Origin of the sequence: Desulfitobacterium sp., from assembly GCF_035539115.1 — a bacterium.
Classification (GTDB): Bacteria; Bacillota; Desulfitobacteriia; order Desulfitobacteriales; family Desulfitobacteriaceae; genus Desulfitobacterium_A.
This window is the reverse complement of the sequence record NZ_DATLJA010000042.1, coordinates 16,590-34,041: the sequence shown is the minus strand read 5'-3', so window position 1 is coordinate 34,041 and position 17,452 is coordinate 16,590. Positions and strand designations below refer to the sequence as shown.

11 protein-coding genes are annotated in these 17,452 nt (G+C 43.2%); all 11 read left to right on the top strand.

What is annotated here, in order from left to right; genetic code table 11:
* The first annotated feature begins 14 nt into the window (after positions 1 to 14).
* Positions 15 to 1,172, top strand: coding sequence for a UxaA family hydrolase (locus VM640_RS07770; RefSeq protein WP_325390966.1), 1,158 nt, complete (start codon positions 15 to 17; stop codon positions 1,170 to 1,172).
* A gap of 217 nt (positions 1,173 to 1,389) precedes the next feature.
* Entirely contained in the window at positions 1,390 to 4,086 is a 2,697-nt protein-coding gene (locus VM640_RS07765; protein ID WP_325390964.1) for a response regulator, read from the top strand.
* Complete coding sequence (locus tag VM640_RS07760; protein ID WP_325390962.1) at positions 4,064 to 4,915, top strand: CheR family methyltransferase; 852 nt, start codon at positions 4,064 to 4,066, stop codon at positions 4,913 to 4,915. The genes VM640_RS07765 and VM640_RS07760 overlap by 23 nt, the downstream gene beginning before the upstream one ends.
* A gap of 28 nt (positions 4,916 to 4,943) precedes the next feature.
* On the top strand, positions 4,944 to 6,884 hold the full coding sequence (locus VM640_RS07755; RefSeq protein ID WP_325390960.1) for a PAS domain S-box protein: 1,941 nt from the start codon (positions 4,944 to 4,946) through the stop codon (positions 6,882 to 6,884).
* Between the two features lie 55 nt (positions 6,885 to 6,939).
* Positions 6,940 to 8,109, top strand: a complete 1,170-nt coding sequence (gene dinB / locus VM640_RS07750; RefSeq protein ID WP_325390958.1) for a DNA polymerase IV — start codon at positions 6,940 to 6,942, stop codon at positions 8,107 to 8,109.
* A gap of 111 nt (positions 8,110 to 8,220) precedes the next feature.
* Complete coding sequence (locus tag VM640_RS07745; RefSeq protein ID WP_325390956.1) at positions 8,221 to 9,378, top strand: C40 family peptidase; 1,158 nt, start codon at positions 8,221 to 8,223, stop codon at positions 9,376 to 9,378.
* Positions 9,379 to 9,496: 118 nt separating this feature from the next.
* The gene (locus VM640_RS07740; RefSeq protein ID WP_325390954.1) at positions 9,497 to 10,408 is read left to right on the top strand and encodes a hypothetical protein; all 912 of its coding nucleotides are present in this window, start codon (positions 9,497 to 9,499) and stop codon (positions 10,406 to 10,408) included.
* A 218-nt stretch (positions 10,409 to 10,626) separates the two neighbouring features.
* Complete coding sequence (gene glgB, locus VM640_RS07735; protein WP_325390952.1) at positions 10,627 to 12,603, top strand: 1,4-alpha-glucan branching protein GlgB; 1,977 nt, start codon at positions 10,627 to 10,629, stop codon at positions 12,601 to 12,603.
* Between the two features lie 12 nt (positions 12,604 to 12,615).
* Entirely contained in the window at positions 12,616 to 15,039 is a 2,424-nt protein-coding gene (locus VM640_RS07730) for a glycogen/starch/alpha-glucan phosphorylase (protein ID WP_325390950.1), read from the top strand.
* 54 nt (positions 15,040 to 15,093) lie between these two features.
* Positions 15,094 to 16,266 (top strand): glucose-1-phosphate adenylyltransferase, encoded by a 1,173-nt coding sequence (locus tag VM640_RS07725; protein ID WP_325390948.1) that lies wholly within the window; start codon positions 15,094 to 15,096, stop codon positions 16,264 to 16,266.
* A 46-nt stretch (positions 16,267 to 16,312) separates the two neighbouring features.
* Positions 16,313 to 17,434, top strand: a complete 1,122-nt coding sequence (gene glgD / locus VM640_RS07720; RefSeq protein ID WP_325390946.1) for a glucose-1-phosphate adenylyltransferase subunit GlgD — start codon at positions 16,313 to 16,315, stop codon at positions 17,432 to 17,434.
* The last annotated feature ends 18 nt before the right edge of the window (positions 17,435 to 17,452 follow it).

Here is a 17,452-nt window from a genome sequence, read left to right as displayed (position 1 = left end):
GAGAGGGCTTATATATGGAAATTTTAGGTTATCGTCGTCCCGATGGTCGAGTAGGGATTCGTAATCATATCGCTATTATTCCTACTTCTGTTTGCTCCAGTACAGTTGCGGCCAATATTGCAGCCCAAATTCCTGGCGCAGTGGCAATTGCGAATCAACATGGATGCTGCCAAATCGGAGCAGATCATGAACAAACCATGCGCACCTTAATCGGTTTGGGGAGAAATCCCAACGTTGCGGCCATTTTAGTGATCGGACTAGGGTGTGAAGGTATGCCTATCCGTGAGGTTGCCTCAGAAATTGCAGCTTCAGGAAAACCAGTTGAGACTCTTGTCATTCAGGAAGTTGGAGGAACTCTTAAAGCTACCGCTGAAGGTTTGCGCAAAGCGGGAGAACTCGCCCGCAAAGTTGCTCATCTTCAACCTGAAAAAATGGATCTAAGCGAACTTGTCCTGGCGATTGAATGCGGTGGCTCAGACTTCACATCTGGGTTAGCTTCGAATCCGGCGTGTGGGATTGCCTCAGATTTACTCGTTGCGGCCGGTGGAACTTCTATGTTATCAGAAACCACTGAATTCATCGGTGCCGAACATATCCTAGCACGTCGCTGTAAAACTCTGGAGATTGGTGAAAAGTTAATTCGGTATGTTCAGGACTGTGAAGACCGGGCAAAACTCATGCACGTAGATATTCGCGGCAGTCAACCCACTCCGGGAAACATAGCCGGGGGGATTAGTTCAATCGAAGAAAAATCGTTAGGTTGTATCCACAAAGCAGGTCATGCGCCGATTCAAGATGTTTTAGCGTATGGTGAGGCTCCTAGTGGTAAAGGGCTGTATGTCATGGATTCTCCGGGTCAGGATGTCGAGTCGATCACAGGCATGGTTGCTGGTGGAGCAACTATTGTAATCTTTACCACAGGACGCGGAACCCCAACAGGTTGCCCAATTGCTCCTGTCATCAAAATTACCGGCAATGCCCGTACTTTTATAATGATGGAAGATAATATGGATATTGATGCTTCCACTATCATCTCTGGAGAAGAAACGATCGAACACGTAGGTCAACGAATCTTGGATTCTATCGTTGAAGTTGCCAACGGGCATATGCCAAAAGCGGAGAGTTTAGGCCATAAGGAATTTGGAATCTATAAAATAGCTCCGACGTATTGAGATGACTGGCTAGATTTCTAAAATAAACTATGTTTCTTACCACTAAGAACAATCCTTTCTCAATTGAGCGGATTTGTTCTTTTTTCTTTTTTGTTTTCATAATTTTAGAATAATCCACCAGTAGTTGACACCATTCGACACCTAGGACAGGTTATAATGAACTGAAAATATCGAAAGACAATTGGCTAGATAAAGTATTATAACTGGAGGGCAAAACATGCGATTTCGGTCTAAACTTTTCATTGGTTTTGGTTCTATACTCCTGCTAATGGCCTTTATTGTTTCTCTTTCCCTCATGATGCTCCATGATCAGAATAACAGTATCAACGAACTTGTTTTAACCCACTACGATAAAATTCAGCTAGCAACGAGTATAGAATCTGAACGCGCTAATACGGCGAAGCGGATTCTGGATTTGCTCTTAGATCCCTCGCGCTTAACGCCCCAAGAAATCATGCTCATACGGGAGTCCCGTCAAAAATCGAACCTAGACATCGAAGAATTCCTACGCACAAATGATGAGAATCAAAAGAGAGAATTGCTTACTAGTCTCCAGCGTATCAATCTCGCCTATGAACAAGATGTTAACAAAGTACTTGACCTCCTCGTCGCGGGCAAGAGGGAGGAAGCTACGCACTTATTTCATACCCAAGCACAGGACCAAGTCCGAATAGACATCCAGGAGAAGAGCTCTGACCTGCAAACTCTAGAACATACAGAGATGTATAATTTACTTACACAGTCGACTCAGTCCTACAATTTTACGATTCGACTTATAATCTTCTTTCTAGTTCTCGCTCTAGGGATGGGTATGGCTGTCAGTAGATGGGCTATGCTAGGAGTTAGCCGAAGTATTGAACACGTGTCGGATGTTATCACCAGGGGCCGGAATCGAACCGAACAAATGCCCAGAATTGAGATTATTTCAAAAGATGAAATTGGTCCGATCGCTCTCGCTTATAATCAAATGGCAGATTCGATCGAACAACATACCCAACAAGAGGAGCTCTATAAACAAACGTTGCAGGAAAAAACCTTGCTTGAAACAAAGGTTAGTGAAATCATAACCCTATTTCAGGGGATACCTGATTTATCAACCATGGCTAACCTTTTTATAAATAAGATTTCCCCCATCATTAAAGCGCACTTTGGCGTTTTTTACATAAGAGAAGGGGGAAGCGATGAAAATGAAAGAATGGCGGGTCATTATTTCACTCCGTTAGCATCTTATGCTTGTAATATGGATCTCGTAAAAGGACAACGCATTCATGTAGGCGAGGGACTTGTTGGCCAATGCGCTCAGGATCATCAAGAAATACTGCTTTCTAATATTCCTAAGGACTATTTTAAAATTCACTCAGGGTTAGGAGAAGCATCTCCCCATAGCATCCTTCTTTTGCCCATTGAATTTGAGGGAGAAGTAGTAGCCGTACTAGAGTTTGCCTCTTTCCATAACTTTACTTTATTTGAGCGAAATCTGCTCGAACGCATCTTGAAAATTATGGGAATTACTCTTCATAGTGTCGCCCGGCAGGTGCAGGTTAAGAGCCTGCTTGATCAATCGCAGACCTTAACAGAAGAATTACAGGTTCAGTCGGAAGAACTTCAACTCCAACATGAAGAACTCAGAAGCACTAATGAACAACTGGAAAAACAATATCGAGAGTCCGAGCAGAAAACCCAGGAAATAGAGAAGGTTTCACAATTCAAAACCGAATTTTTAGCGAATATGTCGCATGAATTAAGAACTCCCCTTAATAGTATGTTGATTCTTGCCCAGACCTTTGCTGAGAATAAAGAAGGGAATCTAACTCCAAAGCAAGTGGAATATGCTGCTTCTATTCATTCCGCAGGTAAGGATTTGCTTGAATTAATTAATGATATTTTGGACTTATCCAAAGTTGAGTCTGGAAAAATGAGCATTCTTCTGAGTGAAGTAAGTCTTCAGAATTTAAAAAATGGGATTGAAAATCAATTTTCCCCCGTCGCACACCAGAAAGGTCTATTGTTTGAGATTGAAATTTCACCTGACCTTCCCCAAACCTTCATTACGGATCAACAACACGTCCTGCAGATTCTTAAAAACCTTTTGTCGAACGCCTTTAAGTTTACGGAAAAGGGGCATATTCGACTTAAATTTTATCAGCCCAGTGCAGAAACGATACATTTGAAAGGATTCACGCAAACTCCTGTACTTGCGGTATCCGTTACAGACACAGGAACTGGCATCCCTAAAGATAACCTCGAGCTCATTTTTGAAGCCTTTCGTCAAGTAGATGGAACTATGAGCCGAAAGTATGGTGGAACAGGCTTAGGATTATCTATCTGCCGCGAACTTGCCCTCCTATTAGGTGGGACAATTGAGGCCGAAAGTGAAATAGGGAAAGGAAGCATTTTTACTCTTTACTTACCAACCCCTGTATCTACCCTTCTGGAACATGAGCCTACCGTTATAGACCAAGTCGCCGCTTTTTCCATGACACCTATAGAAAAACCGAAATTTTTACTTCCAAAGCCAGTCTCGCTTGAGGGCAAAACAGTATTGATCGTGGACGATGATATGCGAAATATTTTTGCCCTTACGTCCCTCCTTGAAACCCACAATATGAATGTCCTTTTTGCTGAAAATGGACGTGAAGCACTCGACACCCTTTCAGACCATTCAGCTATAGATTTGATTCTCATGGATATCATGATGCCAGAAATGGATGGGTATGAGACAATGCGGGCCATCCGTCAGATTCCAGAATTTGTTGCTCTGCCGATCATCGCACTCACGGCAAAAGCAATGAAAACTGATCGCGAAAAATGCCTTGAAGCAGGGGCCTCTGATTATATTCAAAAGCCTGTTATTACCGAACAGCTCCTGTCTCTAATGCGAGTATGGCTCTATGAGAGGGGGACTAAAAATTAGCGAATGCCCAGATGAAGAACTTGAAACCCTCGAAATAGAGCTTTTGTTAGAAGGGATCTATCGTTATTACGGGTTCGACTTTCGCAATTATTTTTCCCCCTATCTTCATCGACGGGTGAAGCACAGACTGCAGGCTGAGAACTTACCAAGTGTGTCAAGATTGCAAGAACAAGTTCTTCATGACCCTGGCATTATGGGGAGATTATTTGGAGACTTTACGGTTAATGTTACTGAGATGTTTCGCGATCCCGATTTTTTCCTTTCTTTAAGGCGTAATGTTCTCCCGGCTCTCAAGGAACTAACTCATGTTCGAATTTGGCAGGCTGGCTGTTCCACGGGTGAAGAATCCTATTCTTTAGCCATACTTTTGCGCGAAGAAGGGCTCTCAAGTAAGACCCAGATTTACGCCACAGATTTGAATGAGGTTTCGCTCGAGGAAGCCAAAAAGGGCTCCTTTCCTATTGCTTCCATGCAAAAATACACTCGGAATTATCTTCTGGCTGGGGGCAAAAAAGCCTTTTCTGAATATTACACGGTAGACGGTGATCGGGTAAATTTCAACTCCGCTCTTTCGAACAATACAATCTTTGCTCAGCATGACTTAGTTACTGACCGATCTTTTAATGAATTTGATTTAATTCTTTGTCGGAATGTAATGATCTATTTTAATAAGCAACTTCAAAAGCAAGTTCAGAATCTCTTGCACGAAAGTCTGAAGACTTCAGGGTTTCTCTGTCTAGGCAGTAAAGAGGGACTTACCGTTTCATCCCAGGTTCAATGTTACGAACCTATGGATTCGAATGCTAGGATTTTTCGGAAAATAAGATAGGAAAGAGGAAGACTGTCGAATTGTGAATATGTACAAAGCGGAAAAACTCCAGGTAAATATTTTATTAGTTGATGACCGTCCAGAAAATCTACTGGCCTTAGAGGCTGTCCTGACCTCTCCGGAATATCAGGTAATCAAAGCGAACTCTGGCGAAGAAGCCTTAAAATGGGTTTTAAAAGAACAATTCGCGGTCATTTTGCTGGATGTTCAAATGCCTGGTTTAGACGGTTTCGAGACAGCTCGCCTAATTAAACGAAGAAAAAAGTCTAAGGACGTTCCAGTAATTTTTATTACCGCGCTAAGCCAAGCCTCAGAGCACGTTGAGAAGGGTTATGCCTCAGGCGGAATTGATTACATTTTCAAGCCGTTTGAACCTTCAACCTTACTTAAGAAAGTCGAGGGTTTTGTTAAAATCTATCAGGCTCAAGCACGCGTTAAAATTCAAAGTCAACTCTTACAGCAACGTGCCGCTGAACTTGAAGATCTTAACCTTGAGCTCGAATGTACGACCTCCGCTTTAAGAAAGGCAGAGGCCTTAGCCCGAGCCATTACCGATGTATCGATCGATACAGTTTTGGTCTTTGATCCAGAAGGATGCATTATTAATGTAAATTCAGCGATCCTAGCAATGTTTGGATATCTGGCTGAGGAACTCGTCGGGAAAGACGCCTCCCAACTTCTTCCTGAATTAGTACAGCTCCTTAAAGAAAGAAATCCCAGACCTTTTTGTACTCTTGGTCTAGCCAAAGACGGAAAACCCTTCCCCGTGGAAATATCTATAGGTGAGGCTATTGTTGACGATCAACACGTGACCGTCTGTTCGATCCGTGATATCACGGATCGCCAGGAAAACGAAAAGACGCGTAATGAACAGTATGAATTATTGGAGAAACTTGTTCTGGAGCGGACCTTGGAAATTAGCGCTACGAATGAGAAACTCCAAATCTCCGAGCAACTTTTCCGCAAGACGTTCGAGTTTAGCCCTAACTTGATGGCGATTCGCTCTGTTAAAGATGGCCGTTATCTTGATGTCAACGAAAGTTGGGAGAAGCTCACAGGGTATCGATTGGAAGAGCTTAAGGATAGCGCTGCTGAAATTATTAACTTATCCGGAATTTCCGCGGAAGCTAACTCAATCACTCAATTCAGCCAGGAGGAATCCCTGCAAAATATTCGCGTAACTTATGAAACCAAATCTGGAACACTTCGAGAAGGACTTTTATCCACCGAGATTCTCAAATTGAAAGGAGAACAATGTCTACTCTCTGTGGTCACCGATGTTACCGAAAACTTACGTCTTGAAAAAGAAATAGCTCGCTTAGATCGTCTTGATTTGATTGGCGAAATGGCCGCAGGAATCGCACACGAAATCAGGAATCCAATGACAACGGTTCGCGGTTTTTTACAAATGATGAAAGCTCGCCCACAGCATCAGGAGAATCTGGAATACTTTGAATTGATGATGAGCGAACTTGACCGAGCCAACTCCATTATTACGGAATATCTCACGCTTTCGAAGGATCAGGCTCTGGACTTAAAGATGGATAACCTTAATGTCCTCCTGGAAACTCTTTTTCCCTTAATTCAAGCCGATGCCTTTAATCGTAAAAACGATGTTCAGATGGAGCTTGATGAGATTCCTTACCTAATGCTTGATCAACGAGAAATTCGCCAAATGATCCTCAACTTAGCGCGGGACGGGTTAGAAGCGATGCCGCACGGCGGGATACTCAGTTTGCGTACCATTAGAGCAGTTGAAGAAGTTGTCTTCGAGGTACAAGACCAGGGCCCCGGAATTGACTCGGAGATCCTCAACAAATTAGGCAATCCTTTCTTTACAACGAAAGAGAATGGAACCGGGTTGGGTCTTGCCGTCTGCTTCAGAATTGCGGAAAAGCATAAGGCTCGAATTTCGATTAAAACCTCCTCAAGTGGAACAACTTTTGCTGTGCATTTTCCCAAGTATTAAATGACGAGTGATATAATGGAGGTTGCTTCTTATAGAATAATGAGGTGATAAATCAATGAGCAGTGATACTCACTTGCGTCAAATAATCCATATCGATATGGACGCTTTCTTTGCCTCGGTTGAGCAACGTGATAATCCTGCTCTCCAGAACCGGCCGGTCGTGGTCGGAGGGAAGCCAGATAGTCGAGGCGTCGTGTCTACTGCTTCATATGAAGCGCGCAAGATGGGTATTCATTCAGCAATGCCCTTAGCTGAAGCGTATCGACGCTGCCCTCAAGCGGTCTTTTTGCCAGTGAATGGTAAAAAATATCGGCAGGTATCACGGCAAATTCGAGATATATTTTTAACATATACACCTTTAGTCGAGCCCATTTCCCTTGACGAAGCTTTTTTAGATGTTACCGCTTCAACCCGATTATTTGGTTCTGCAGAAGAAATCGCGCAAACGATTAAAGAACGAATTAAGAATGAACTCGACCTAATTGCTTCCGTAGGTGTGGCAAGTAATAAATTTCTTGCTAAACTTGCTTCTGACTTGGAAAAACCCAATGGTTTTGTGGTGGTGGATCTTATTCATGTTCAAGAGTTTCTTGATCCTTTGCCCATCGAGCGAATCTGGGGAGTCGGCGAAAAAACGGCTGAGCGTCTCCATCGTTTGAATATCCGTACACTTCGCGAGCTGCGACAACTTGATCAGGAATACCTCGCCCATCTCTTTGGTACTTGGGGAAGGCAGATATATGCTTTGGCCCGGGGAATTGATGACCGGCCGGTGGAAAGTGAGCGGGAGGTAAAATCCATCGGCCGGGAAACGACTTTCGACTCTGACCTTACGGATCGTGATGTATTAAAGAAGATTCTGCTGGAACTCGCTTGTGATATCGGTCAAAATCTTCGTAAAGAGCAACTCAAAGGAAAAACTATTACTCTTAAAGTCCGTTATTCTGATTTCCGCACTATATCTCGATCCCATACCCTAAACCAAGCTACCAATCTTGAAGATGTAATTTATCAAGAAGCCTGTCAACTCCTGCAGGAAGTATCGCTAAGCCAAGCCATCCGTTTGATTGGGATAACCCTGCAAAATCTTGTGAATCAGGATAAGGGCCAGCTGGCTTTGTTTGACGAACCTGAAAAAGATCGCGAAAAGTTAGTAAAAGTAATCGATTCCATCAAAGAAAAGTATGGAGATAAAAGTATTACCCGAGCTCGATTGTTGCCTTAAAAAAATTTTTCCAGACAACTCCACAAGGACTTTTTGGTTTTCTGTCGAAATAATACATAATAATTTTCAACAAACATTGATTGAGCAACCTAAGGAAGTGGAGTTATTTAAATGAAGAAAATATTCACAACGATTCTTTGCCTTAGCTTAATGGGAACAACCTTACAGGTTCAACCTGTTAATGCGAGTAATTTGCAAGACCAACTTCAACAATATCAATCTCAGTATAATCAGCTGAGCTCACAATTATCGGGTCAGAAGCAGCAGGTCTCCAGTGCATCCACTCAGGCTGCAGCCCTTCAACAATCCATTCAAACGTTGAATGATAGTGTCGTTGCTTATCAAAAGGAGTTAACGGCGGAACAGAAAAATTTGAAAGCCCTCGAAAGTAAACAAAAGGAACTTGAAACCGAACGCCAAAATCATATTCAAGCGTTAGGGCAATACATGCGAACTAGCTATGAAGAAGGTGCTCCAAGTTATCTTCAGGTTCTTTTCCAAGCGACGAACTTAACCGATTTCTTAGCCCGGATCGAAGATGTTTCCGCAGTTGTCAATACCTATGGAAAATTGCAGCAAGAACTCGGCCAAATCAATGAGGATCTATCGACTCAACAAGCGCAGATCAAAGAAAAGAACGACTCCTTACAAAATATTCTCCAAGCTAAAGCCCAAAGTCAGAAGACCGTACAAGAGGCTCTCAATAAGCAGAAGACCCTCGTATCTCAATTGAGTTCCAATGAAAAATCAACCTACCAGGCAACTTTGAACGCTAAGTCGAATGCCGATCGGGTTCAGCAGTTAATCGCGCAACAAGAGCTGGAAGCACGATTGGCTGCACAGAAGCCTATCTCCGATGGCGGGACAAGCTCTGGCGAATCCGCTCCTGTGGCGATATCTGGAGGAGCGGGGGCCATTCTCAGTTATGCCTCACAGTTTTTGGGTACGCCATATGTCTGGGGCGGTACTTCACCTAGCGGGTTTGACTGTTCTGGTTTTACGCAATATGTTTTCCGTCAGGCTGGCATTGATCTGTCCCGTACCTCCCAATCCCAATATAATCAGGGAACCTCTGTTGCTCGTTCAAACTTAAAAGCCGGGGATCTGGTTTTCTTTTCGACCTATGGTTCGGGTGCCACCCATGTAGGAATCTACGCCGGAAACAACACCATGATTGACTCTTCCAACGGAGGAGTTACCTATGAAAATATGAATAATTCCTATTGGGACCCACGGTATTTGGGAGCCCGCCGTTTGATTAGCGAATAATCATTGACATGATATTCCCTATCATGTCAATGATAGACATCCTTTGCCAAAGGATTTTGAACACTGATGAGGAAATCTTCATTACGGAATTCAAAACTTTGAACTGGGGTGTGATTAGATGTATCGGAAGAACACGAGAGAAATCCTCGTGATGAATCACCAAATCGTGTTACTGCGGGAACGATTCAAAAAGATAAGTAGCCCACAGGAGGCACGTCAACTCCTGCACCAGGCTCTTGATCTCTTAATTTCCGTGGACAAGCATTTGCTTCAGGATTTCATTCTCTACTTAAGGCAGATCGCCACAGATTTGCAATTTAGCCATTATCATGCACGCTGCCAGTATATTTTAATTCCTCCCGAAGATGCCCTGACATTTTGGATCAACCACGTCTTGGGGCATTGTCCAGAAGAAGCACGTTTTGCGTATTTTGAAGGGGAGATTCACGAATTACTCAAGGTTCTCGACATGGCCCAGATCGAGGAAAATAAGCTTTGTTTGCCCCGCAAACAAGTCTCGACAGCAGTTGCAATCTTCAAAGACAAATATCCCGGATTTTTAACTGGTCTTACGCGGGAGCCATTCCTCATCCCGATCATGAATTTAAGTATTCAGGGCGGATCCGTATTGTGTTGGCCCCAATATCACTGTTTTGCCCTTTTTGCGTCCCAAAATGACGAGGAGCAATCTCTCATCTCGATTCTGCATTCCTTAGTCCACCTTATCCACTATCAATTAACCGAGGATCTAAGCGTTTTACCGCCAGGCTTCATAAATTTGCAAAGGAAACTTTACGAGGAACCATCAGAAATTCAATCCCTAATTGCAGAGGGCTTTGCTGAAATAATTACGGCATCCCTTCTTTATGACACTGAGTATATGCCTCTTGTCGCCTATATGGAATTTAACCTTCAACAACATGAAGAGATCTGTCACTATTTATCTTGGTTACAAGTCATGTTTTTCTCGGGATTTGGTGATAATGTTAAACAGATGATGTCAAAACACCAACAAAAACTACAAGCTTAAACAAGCTTAATAACGAATTATAACCACGACATAATTATTTATAAATTATGGCCGTGGTTTTTTATTGACTAAACGTGAGGCAACTTATTCCTGTTAATTCTGCAGAAGTCACTATTTATATACGCTTAAAAGTGTTTCTTTTCCGTACCCACGAGGAGACCGAGAAGTTATAATCAAATAAGTGTTTCCAATTAAATCCTTTCATAAGGGATGGTTAAATGAGTAATACCGAATTCATCACAGCTGAAGAACTCTATTTTTTTAACGAAGGAAAACTTCATCACAGTTATCTGCGGTTTGGGGCCCACGTTCTCAACTGCGGAGGAATTAAAGGAACACATTTTGCGGTCTGGGCACCAAATGCATTAAAAGTCTCCGTTGTAGGAGATTTCAATGATTGGTGTGGGAGGGAAAATTTCATGATCCCCGCAGGGGAAAGCGGGGTATGGACGCTCTTCATACCAGGGCTCAAAGAGGGAGATCTTTATAAGTATGAAATCACAACTCAGGAGAAAACTGTTCTTCTGAAAGCTGATCCTTTCGCCTTTTCTTCCGAAAAAAGACCGTCTACAGCCTCGATAATTTACTCCTTAACCTACCCTTGGCAGGATCAAGGATGGATGATGTCCCGTTGGGAGTCCAAAATCAAAGAAAAGCCCCTGCTAATTTATGAAGTCCACCTTGGATCATGGAAAAGAAATGAAGATAGTTATGAAAAAACGGCCAATAACGAACAAGACACATTTTTAAGTTATGAAGAATTGGCTGAGCAACTTATTCCATATGTGCTTGATCTGGGATACACCCATATTGAACTTTTGCCCGTGATGGAGCATCCCTATGATGGTTCCTGGGGGTATCAGGTGACCGGCTATTTCTCATCAACGAGTCGGTATGGCACTCCCCAGCAACTGATGGCTTTCATTGATAAATGCCATCACGTAGGAATCGGCGTTATCCTCGATTGGGTTCCCGGGCATTTCTGTAAGGATAGTCACGGTCTGGGACGGTTTGATGGGACCTCGCTTTACGAAGCGGATGTCCATGAGCAGTGGGGAACCTATAAATTTGATTTTTCACGGACAGAGGTTTGGAGCTTTCTTATTTCCAATGCTCTCTTCTGGTTTGATCAATACCATATTGAAGGTCTCCGGGTCGATGGTGTAAGCAGTATGCTCTATCTTGATTATGGCAAGGAAGGTCGTTCATGGAAACGGAATAGCCAAGGGGGACGTGAAGACCTTGCGGCCATCGCCTTCCTCCGTCAGTTAAATGAGGTGGTCTTTCACTATTATCCCGAGGCTTTAATGATTGCGGAAGAAGCAACAGACTGGCCCTTGGTCTCCTGGCCAGAGGAACTGGGTGGCTTAAGTTTTAACTACAAATGGAATATGGGTTGGATGAATGATACCTTGCATTACCTAGAGCTCGACTTTGACGAACGCCCTAAGCATCATCAGCAACTGACCTTTTCCATGATGTATGCCTTTGCGGAGAATTTTATCCTACCTTTGTCCCATGACGAAGTCGTGCATGGAAAGAAGTCCTTGCTTAGTAAAATGCCCGGAAATTATGAACAAAAATTCGCCGGGCTCCGAAGTTTATACTGTTACTTTATCTGTCATCCCGGCAAGAAACTGTGCTTTATGGGAGGGGAATTCGCGCAATTTAGCGAATGGCGCTTCGATCATGAGCTAGATTGGCTACTTCTAAACTATGAAATGCATCGGAAGCATCAGGATTTCACCCGGGCATTAAATCAACTTTATCGTAATGAGCGTTCACTTTGGGAAAATGACCACAATTGGTCCGGATTTTCCTGGATTGATGCCACTAACTCCAAACAAAGTATTCTGGTTTTTTGCCGGTATTCCCATTGCCAGGACAAAGTAGATCCTCATGAATTCCTAATTGTATTAATCAATTTTCAGCCTGTCGCGTATGAAAAATTTAGAATCGGTGCTCCGCGGTTAGGTCTGTATAGCGAGATTTTCAGCTCAGATCAGCACGCGTTTGGGGGCTCCCATCTGCTTAATCCCGGTTTCCTCTGTGCCCAAAACGTTCCCTGGCACAATCAAAAGTATTCTTTGGAAATCCGCGTTCCTCCTTTGGCGAGTGTCATATTTAAGCCCTTAATTCATAAACATGATAGTACGTTAATTTTTCACGAAGGATCAGGATCTTCTGGAAAATAAGGGGGAACCCATTTGTTTTTCGATAAGGAAAGTTTCAAACAAGCCTATTTAGAGAAGTTCGCCGAGGCGGAAGGGAAAACGATCGATGAAGGGACTTCTTGGGATAAGTATCACGCCCTCGTCCTCCTGCTTAAGGAAAAAGTGAGTTTATGCCGTGCCTTGTCCAATGAAGCTTATTCTCGTGAAAAAGAAAAACACGTGTATTACTTTTCGATGGAGTTTCTAATTGGAAAACTTCTCCCTTTTTATTTAGTCAATATGGAGATTCTTGATTTGGTCAGAGAAGGGCTAGCCGATCTTAAGATTAATCTTGATCAGTTGTTAGCCCAAGAAAGTGATGCTGGTTTAGGAAATGGTGGCTTAGGTCGATTAGCAGCCTGTTTTCTCGACTCGATGTCCTTCAAGGGCATCAAAGGCCATGGCAATGGTATCCATTACAAATATGGATTATTTGAGCAAAAAGTGATCAATGGTTTTCAAGCTGAAATTGCCGATAACTGGCTGAAAAACGGGTATCCCTGGGAAATGCGCAAACCGGACAAATCTATCATTGTCCGGTTTAAGGGACACGTACGGGTTGAATCCGTCCAGGGAAAATTGACCTTCAGCCATGAAGATTATGAACCCATCCTGGCTGTTCCTTATGACATACCTGTCTTTAGTTATCGAAATCCTTTTTACATCAATAACCTGAGGCTTTGGAGTGCTGAGCCGATCTCTGCTGGTTTAGATTTAGCTTTATTTAACAAGGGAGAATTTAAACAAGCCCAGAGCTATAAATCCGAAGTTGAGGCTATTTCTTCCATTCTTTATCCAGAGGATAGTCATCGAGCAGGTCGGGAATTGCGTTTAAAACAAGAGTACTTCTTTGTGGCGGCAGGTTTAGGTTCGATTTTGCAGAGTTATAAGAAGGGAAACACCTCATTCGAGGATTTTGCGCAGTGGGTGGCCATCCACATTAATGACACCCATGCCGCACTCTGCATTCCCGAATTGATGCGCCTCCTGATCGATGAAGAAGGCTTAGGTTGGGAGGACGCTTGGGCTATTACCGTTAGCGCCACAAGCTACACCAATCATACCATCATGCCTGAGGCCCTCGAAAAGTGGCCGATTGAAATGTTACAAGCTCTTCTTCCTCGGATTTATCTGCTTATCGAAGAAATCGATCGCCGCTTTCAAGTCGAACGACGTCTGAAATTTGCCGAAGACTCGCAGACAGCCATTCCTTCGGGAATCATTCTCGACGGGCACGTTCACATGGCTCATCTCGCAATGATCGGGAGTCATTCAATAAATGGTGTCGCTAAACTCCATACCCGGTTGCTCAAAGATAACGTCTTTCCTCAATTTTACACGATGTACCCTCAGCGCTTCAACAATAAAACCAATGGGGTAAGTCACCGCCGTTTTCTCTATGCCGCCAATCCCGGATTATCTCAGCTCATTACAGAGGCGATTGGTCCCCATTGGAAAAGGGATGCTGAAGAGCTCTCAAAACTTAAGGCCTTCCTCAACGATTCAAGTTTTCTCGAAAAGTTGGCAGAAGTCAAAACACAAAATAAACTTCGGCTTATCCAGTACGTTAACGGAAAGCAAGGGTTAGCACTTGACCCTTCTTCCTTGTTTGATGTCCAAGTGAAAAGAATTCATGCCTATAAGAGACAACTTCTGTTCGTTTTTAAAATTATGAACCTTTATAACCAATTGAAAGCTCATCCCGATTACCTCACTGAGCCCCAAACCTTTATTTTTGGCGGAAAAGCTGCACCGGGTTACCATTATGCCAAGACCCTGATCAAACTCATTAATACCCTTGCTCAAAAGATCAATACAGACAAAGACGTTAATGACAAGATCAAACTTGTCTTTCTTGAGAATTTCAATGTTTCCTTAGGTGAATTAATCTATCCCGCAGCCGATATCAGTGAGCAAATCTCGACTGCCGGCCGAGAAGCCTCGGGAACAGGAAATATGAAATTCATGATGAATGGAGCATTGACCCTGGGAACCTTGGACGGTGCTAATCTCGAAATTCGCGAAGCAGTCGGCGATGATCATATTTTCATTTTTGGGCTCAACGTCGAGGAGGTTCTTCGTTACACCAGTCAAGGTGGGTATAAAGCATGGGACGAATATCTGAAAGACCCCAATCTTAAGCGCATCATGGACCAATTGGTTTGTGGTTACTTTCAAGACGTTGGCGGAGAATTTCTCACGATCCATGACTCTCTTCTGCATTACAATGATGAGTTTTTTGTACTTAAGGATTTTTGTTCATATTATGAAACCTATCAAAAAATGCTAACCCTCTACGCGCAAAAAACAAAGTGGTCTAAATCTACACTTGTTAATATCGCCCAATCCGCTCGGTTTTCCAGTGACCGAACCGTTACCGAATACGCTGCTGAGATTTGGAACATTCGGTGCCGCTAAAAAGAATGATTTGAGGACAAGCGAATATATAAGATAGTAGAGGAAAGTGGGAATATGCTGAAAAAAGAGTGCATTGCTATGCTCTTAGCCGGGGGACAGGGAAGTCGATTAGGCTGCCTAACTCGAAATATTGCCAAACCCGCTGTTTCCTTTGGCGGAAAATATCGAATCATTGATTTTAGCCTCAGTAACTGTGCCCATTCAAATATTGATACAGTAGGAATACTCACGCAATATAAGCCCTTTATTCTCAATTCCTATATTGGTACAGGTTCAGCCTGGGATCTTGATCGGGCCTCTGGCGGAGTCAATATTCTCCCGCCCTATATGGGGGAAACCGAGGGCAGCTGGTATAAGGGAACTGCTAATGCAATTTATCAAAACATGAATTTTATCGATCACTATGACCCTGATTACGTTCTTGTCATTTCCGGGGATCACATTTATAAAATGAATTATGCAACACTTTTGGAATTTCATAAGGAAAAGGAGGCCGATGTGACCCTCTCCACACTCGAAGTTCCTATGGAAGATGCCTCCCGTTTCGGAATCCTGAGTGTGGATGAAGGTAATAGAATCACCAAGTTCCAGGAAAAGCCTCTTCGACCGGAAAGCAATTTAGCCTCCATGGGAATTTATCTTTTTAGCTGGCCAGTCCTGAAGAAAGCCTTATACGAGGACGAGATGGATAAAAATTCAGTGCACGATTTTGGCAAGAATGTTATCCCAGCGTTACTCAACCAAGGAAGGAAACTCTACGCTTATCCTTTTCAGGGATACTGGAAGGATGTAGGAACAATTGAAAGTTATTACGAGGCTAACATGGAGTCACTTCGTCCCCAGAAGTCTATAAACCTATTTGACCCTGAATTCAGGATTTATTCTAATGACATGGTTCAGACTCCTCACTATGTGGGCACTAAGGCCAAAATTGAAAACAGCTTGATCAGTAATGGCTGTATCATTTTAGGGGAGGTCAGCAATTCAATCTTAGCTCCGGGAGTTTATGTTGGTGAAGAGTCTCAGGTTAAAGACAGCATTCTTTTGCATCATGCCATAATTCACGCCAAAACGCATATTGAAAAGGCGATCATTGGTGAGAAAACTGAAATTCTGAGTCATTGTCAGATTCAGCCCAAGGATAAGAAGAACTCCGCGCATTCAGGTATAACCGTCATACAAGATCATCATATCGTCACCGAAGGTACGGTTTTCGAGGCAGGGTAAGTCTTGCCTATCTCATAATTATAGGTGCAGAAAGGGAAGAGAGCAGATGAGGAGTATTATTGGCATCATTTTTGGGAATACCCGTTCCGACTTACTACAAGGCCTGACTCAGGAACGGCCGATAGCGGCCGTTCCTTTTGGCGGAAAATTCCGGCTCCTCGATTTTGCTTTGTCCAGTCTCGTCAATTCTGGGATTCGGACCGTTGGGTTAATTACTCCCCAACATTACCGGCCTGTACTCGATCATACGGGCGCCGGAAAAGATTGGTACCTTGACCGAAAATCCGGCGGATTGTTTATTTTACCGGGGGCAATCCATGGCTTAACCGGTGGTCAATCTAAATTTCCGCTCAAGGATATGGGCCTCAACATTGAATTTTTGGAAAAGGATGTTTCCGAAAACGTCATTATCACTTATTGTAACCAGGTTTATAACATTAATTACCATGATACTCTTATCTTTCACGAGAAAAAGCAATCCGATATTACGCTAATTTATAAAGAATCAGACAATCCCAGGGAACTCGAGGGAAGAACGATTTTATCCTTGGGCGAGGGGCAAACTGTTCATGCTCTTGAGGAGAACGAAGCGCAAGAGACTTCCCCGAGTTTAAAACCCTATTTTGTGGATATGCTGATCATCCGCCGCAAACTCTTATTGGAGATTATCGAAGGCTATAAGACTATTGACACGATTGATCTCCTGGATTCTATTCGTGAGAATCTTAGCATCCTTAGTGTTTTTGCTTTCCTCGCCAATGCTTATATTGGGAGGATTCGTTCCATCGCGGATTATTTTAATCGGAATATGGATCTCTTGGATCCAGAAATTTGCGCGGAGCTCCTTCTTAGCAAGAACCGCATTTATACCAAAGTTCGCGATAAATCGCCGACGTTCTACAGTTCAACTGCGAACGTTCGGGACTCACTACTCACGTGTGAATGTTCCATTGAGGGTGAAGTTGAACATTCAATCTTATCCCGGGGAGTGATGATAAAATCCGGGGCCAAAATTAAGAATAGTATTCTTCTGCAAAAATGTATCATCGGCCCGGATGCAGTGCTCGAAAATGTCATTCTGGACAAATTTGTGGAAATCAAAGAGGGAAATGTCCTGAAAGGCAGTGGAGATAATCCCTTGGTTATTTCCAAAAAATCGATAATTTAGAACGCCAGAAAAGAGCGG

Coding starts and splice junctions, on each gene's coding strand:
- VM640_RS07740 (WP_325390954.1), top strand. CDS start 9,497: ATGTATCGGAAGAACACGAGAGAAATCCTCGTGATGAATCACCAAATC.
- glgD (WP_325390946.1), top strand. CDS start 16,313: ATGAGGAGTATTATTGGCATCATTTTTGGGAATACCCGTTCCGACTTA.
- VM640_RS07745 (WP_325390956.1), top strand. CDS start 8,221: ATGAAGAAAATATTCACAACGATTCTTTGCCTTAGCTTAATGGGAACA.
- VM640_RS07765 (WP_325390964.1), top strand. CDS start 1,390: ATGCGATTTCGGTCTAAACTTTTCATTGGTTTTGGTTCTATACTCCTG.
- VM640_RS07725 (WP_325390948.1), top strand. CDS start 15,094: ATGCTGAAAAAAGAGTGCATTGCTATGCTCTTAGCCGGGGGACAGGGA.
- dinB (WP_325390958.1), top strand. CDS start 6,940: ATGAGCAGTGATACTCACTTGCGTCAAATAATCCATATCGATATGGAC.
- glgB (WP_325390952.1), top strand. CDS start 10,627: ATGAGTAATACCGAATTCATCACAGCTGAAGAACTCTATTTTTTTAAC.
- VM640_RS07760 (WP_325390962.1), top strand. CDS start 4,064: ATGAGAGGGGGACTAAAAATTAGCGAATGCCCAGATGAAGAACTTGAA.
- VM640_RS07755 (WP_325390960.1), top strand. CDS start 4,944: ATGTACAAAGCGGAAAAACTCCAGGTAAATATTTTATTAGTTGATGAC.
- VM640_RS07770 (WP_325390966.1), top strand. CDS start 15: ATGGAAATTTTAGGTTATCGTCGTCCCGATGGTCGAGTAGGGATTCGT.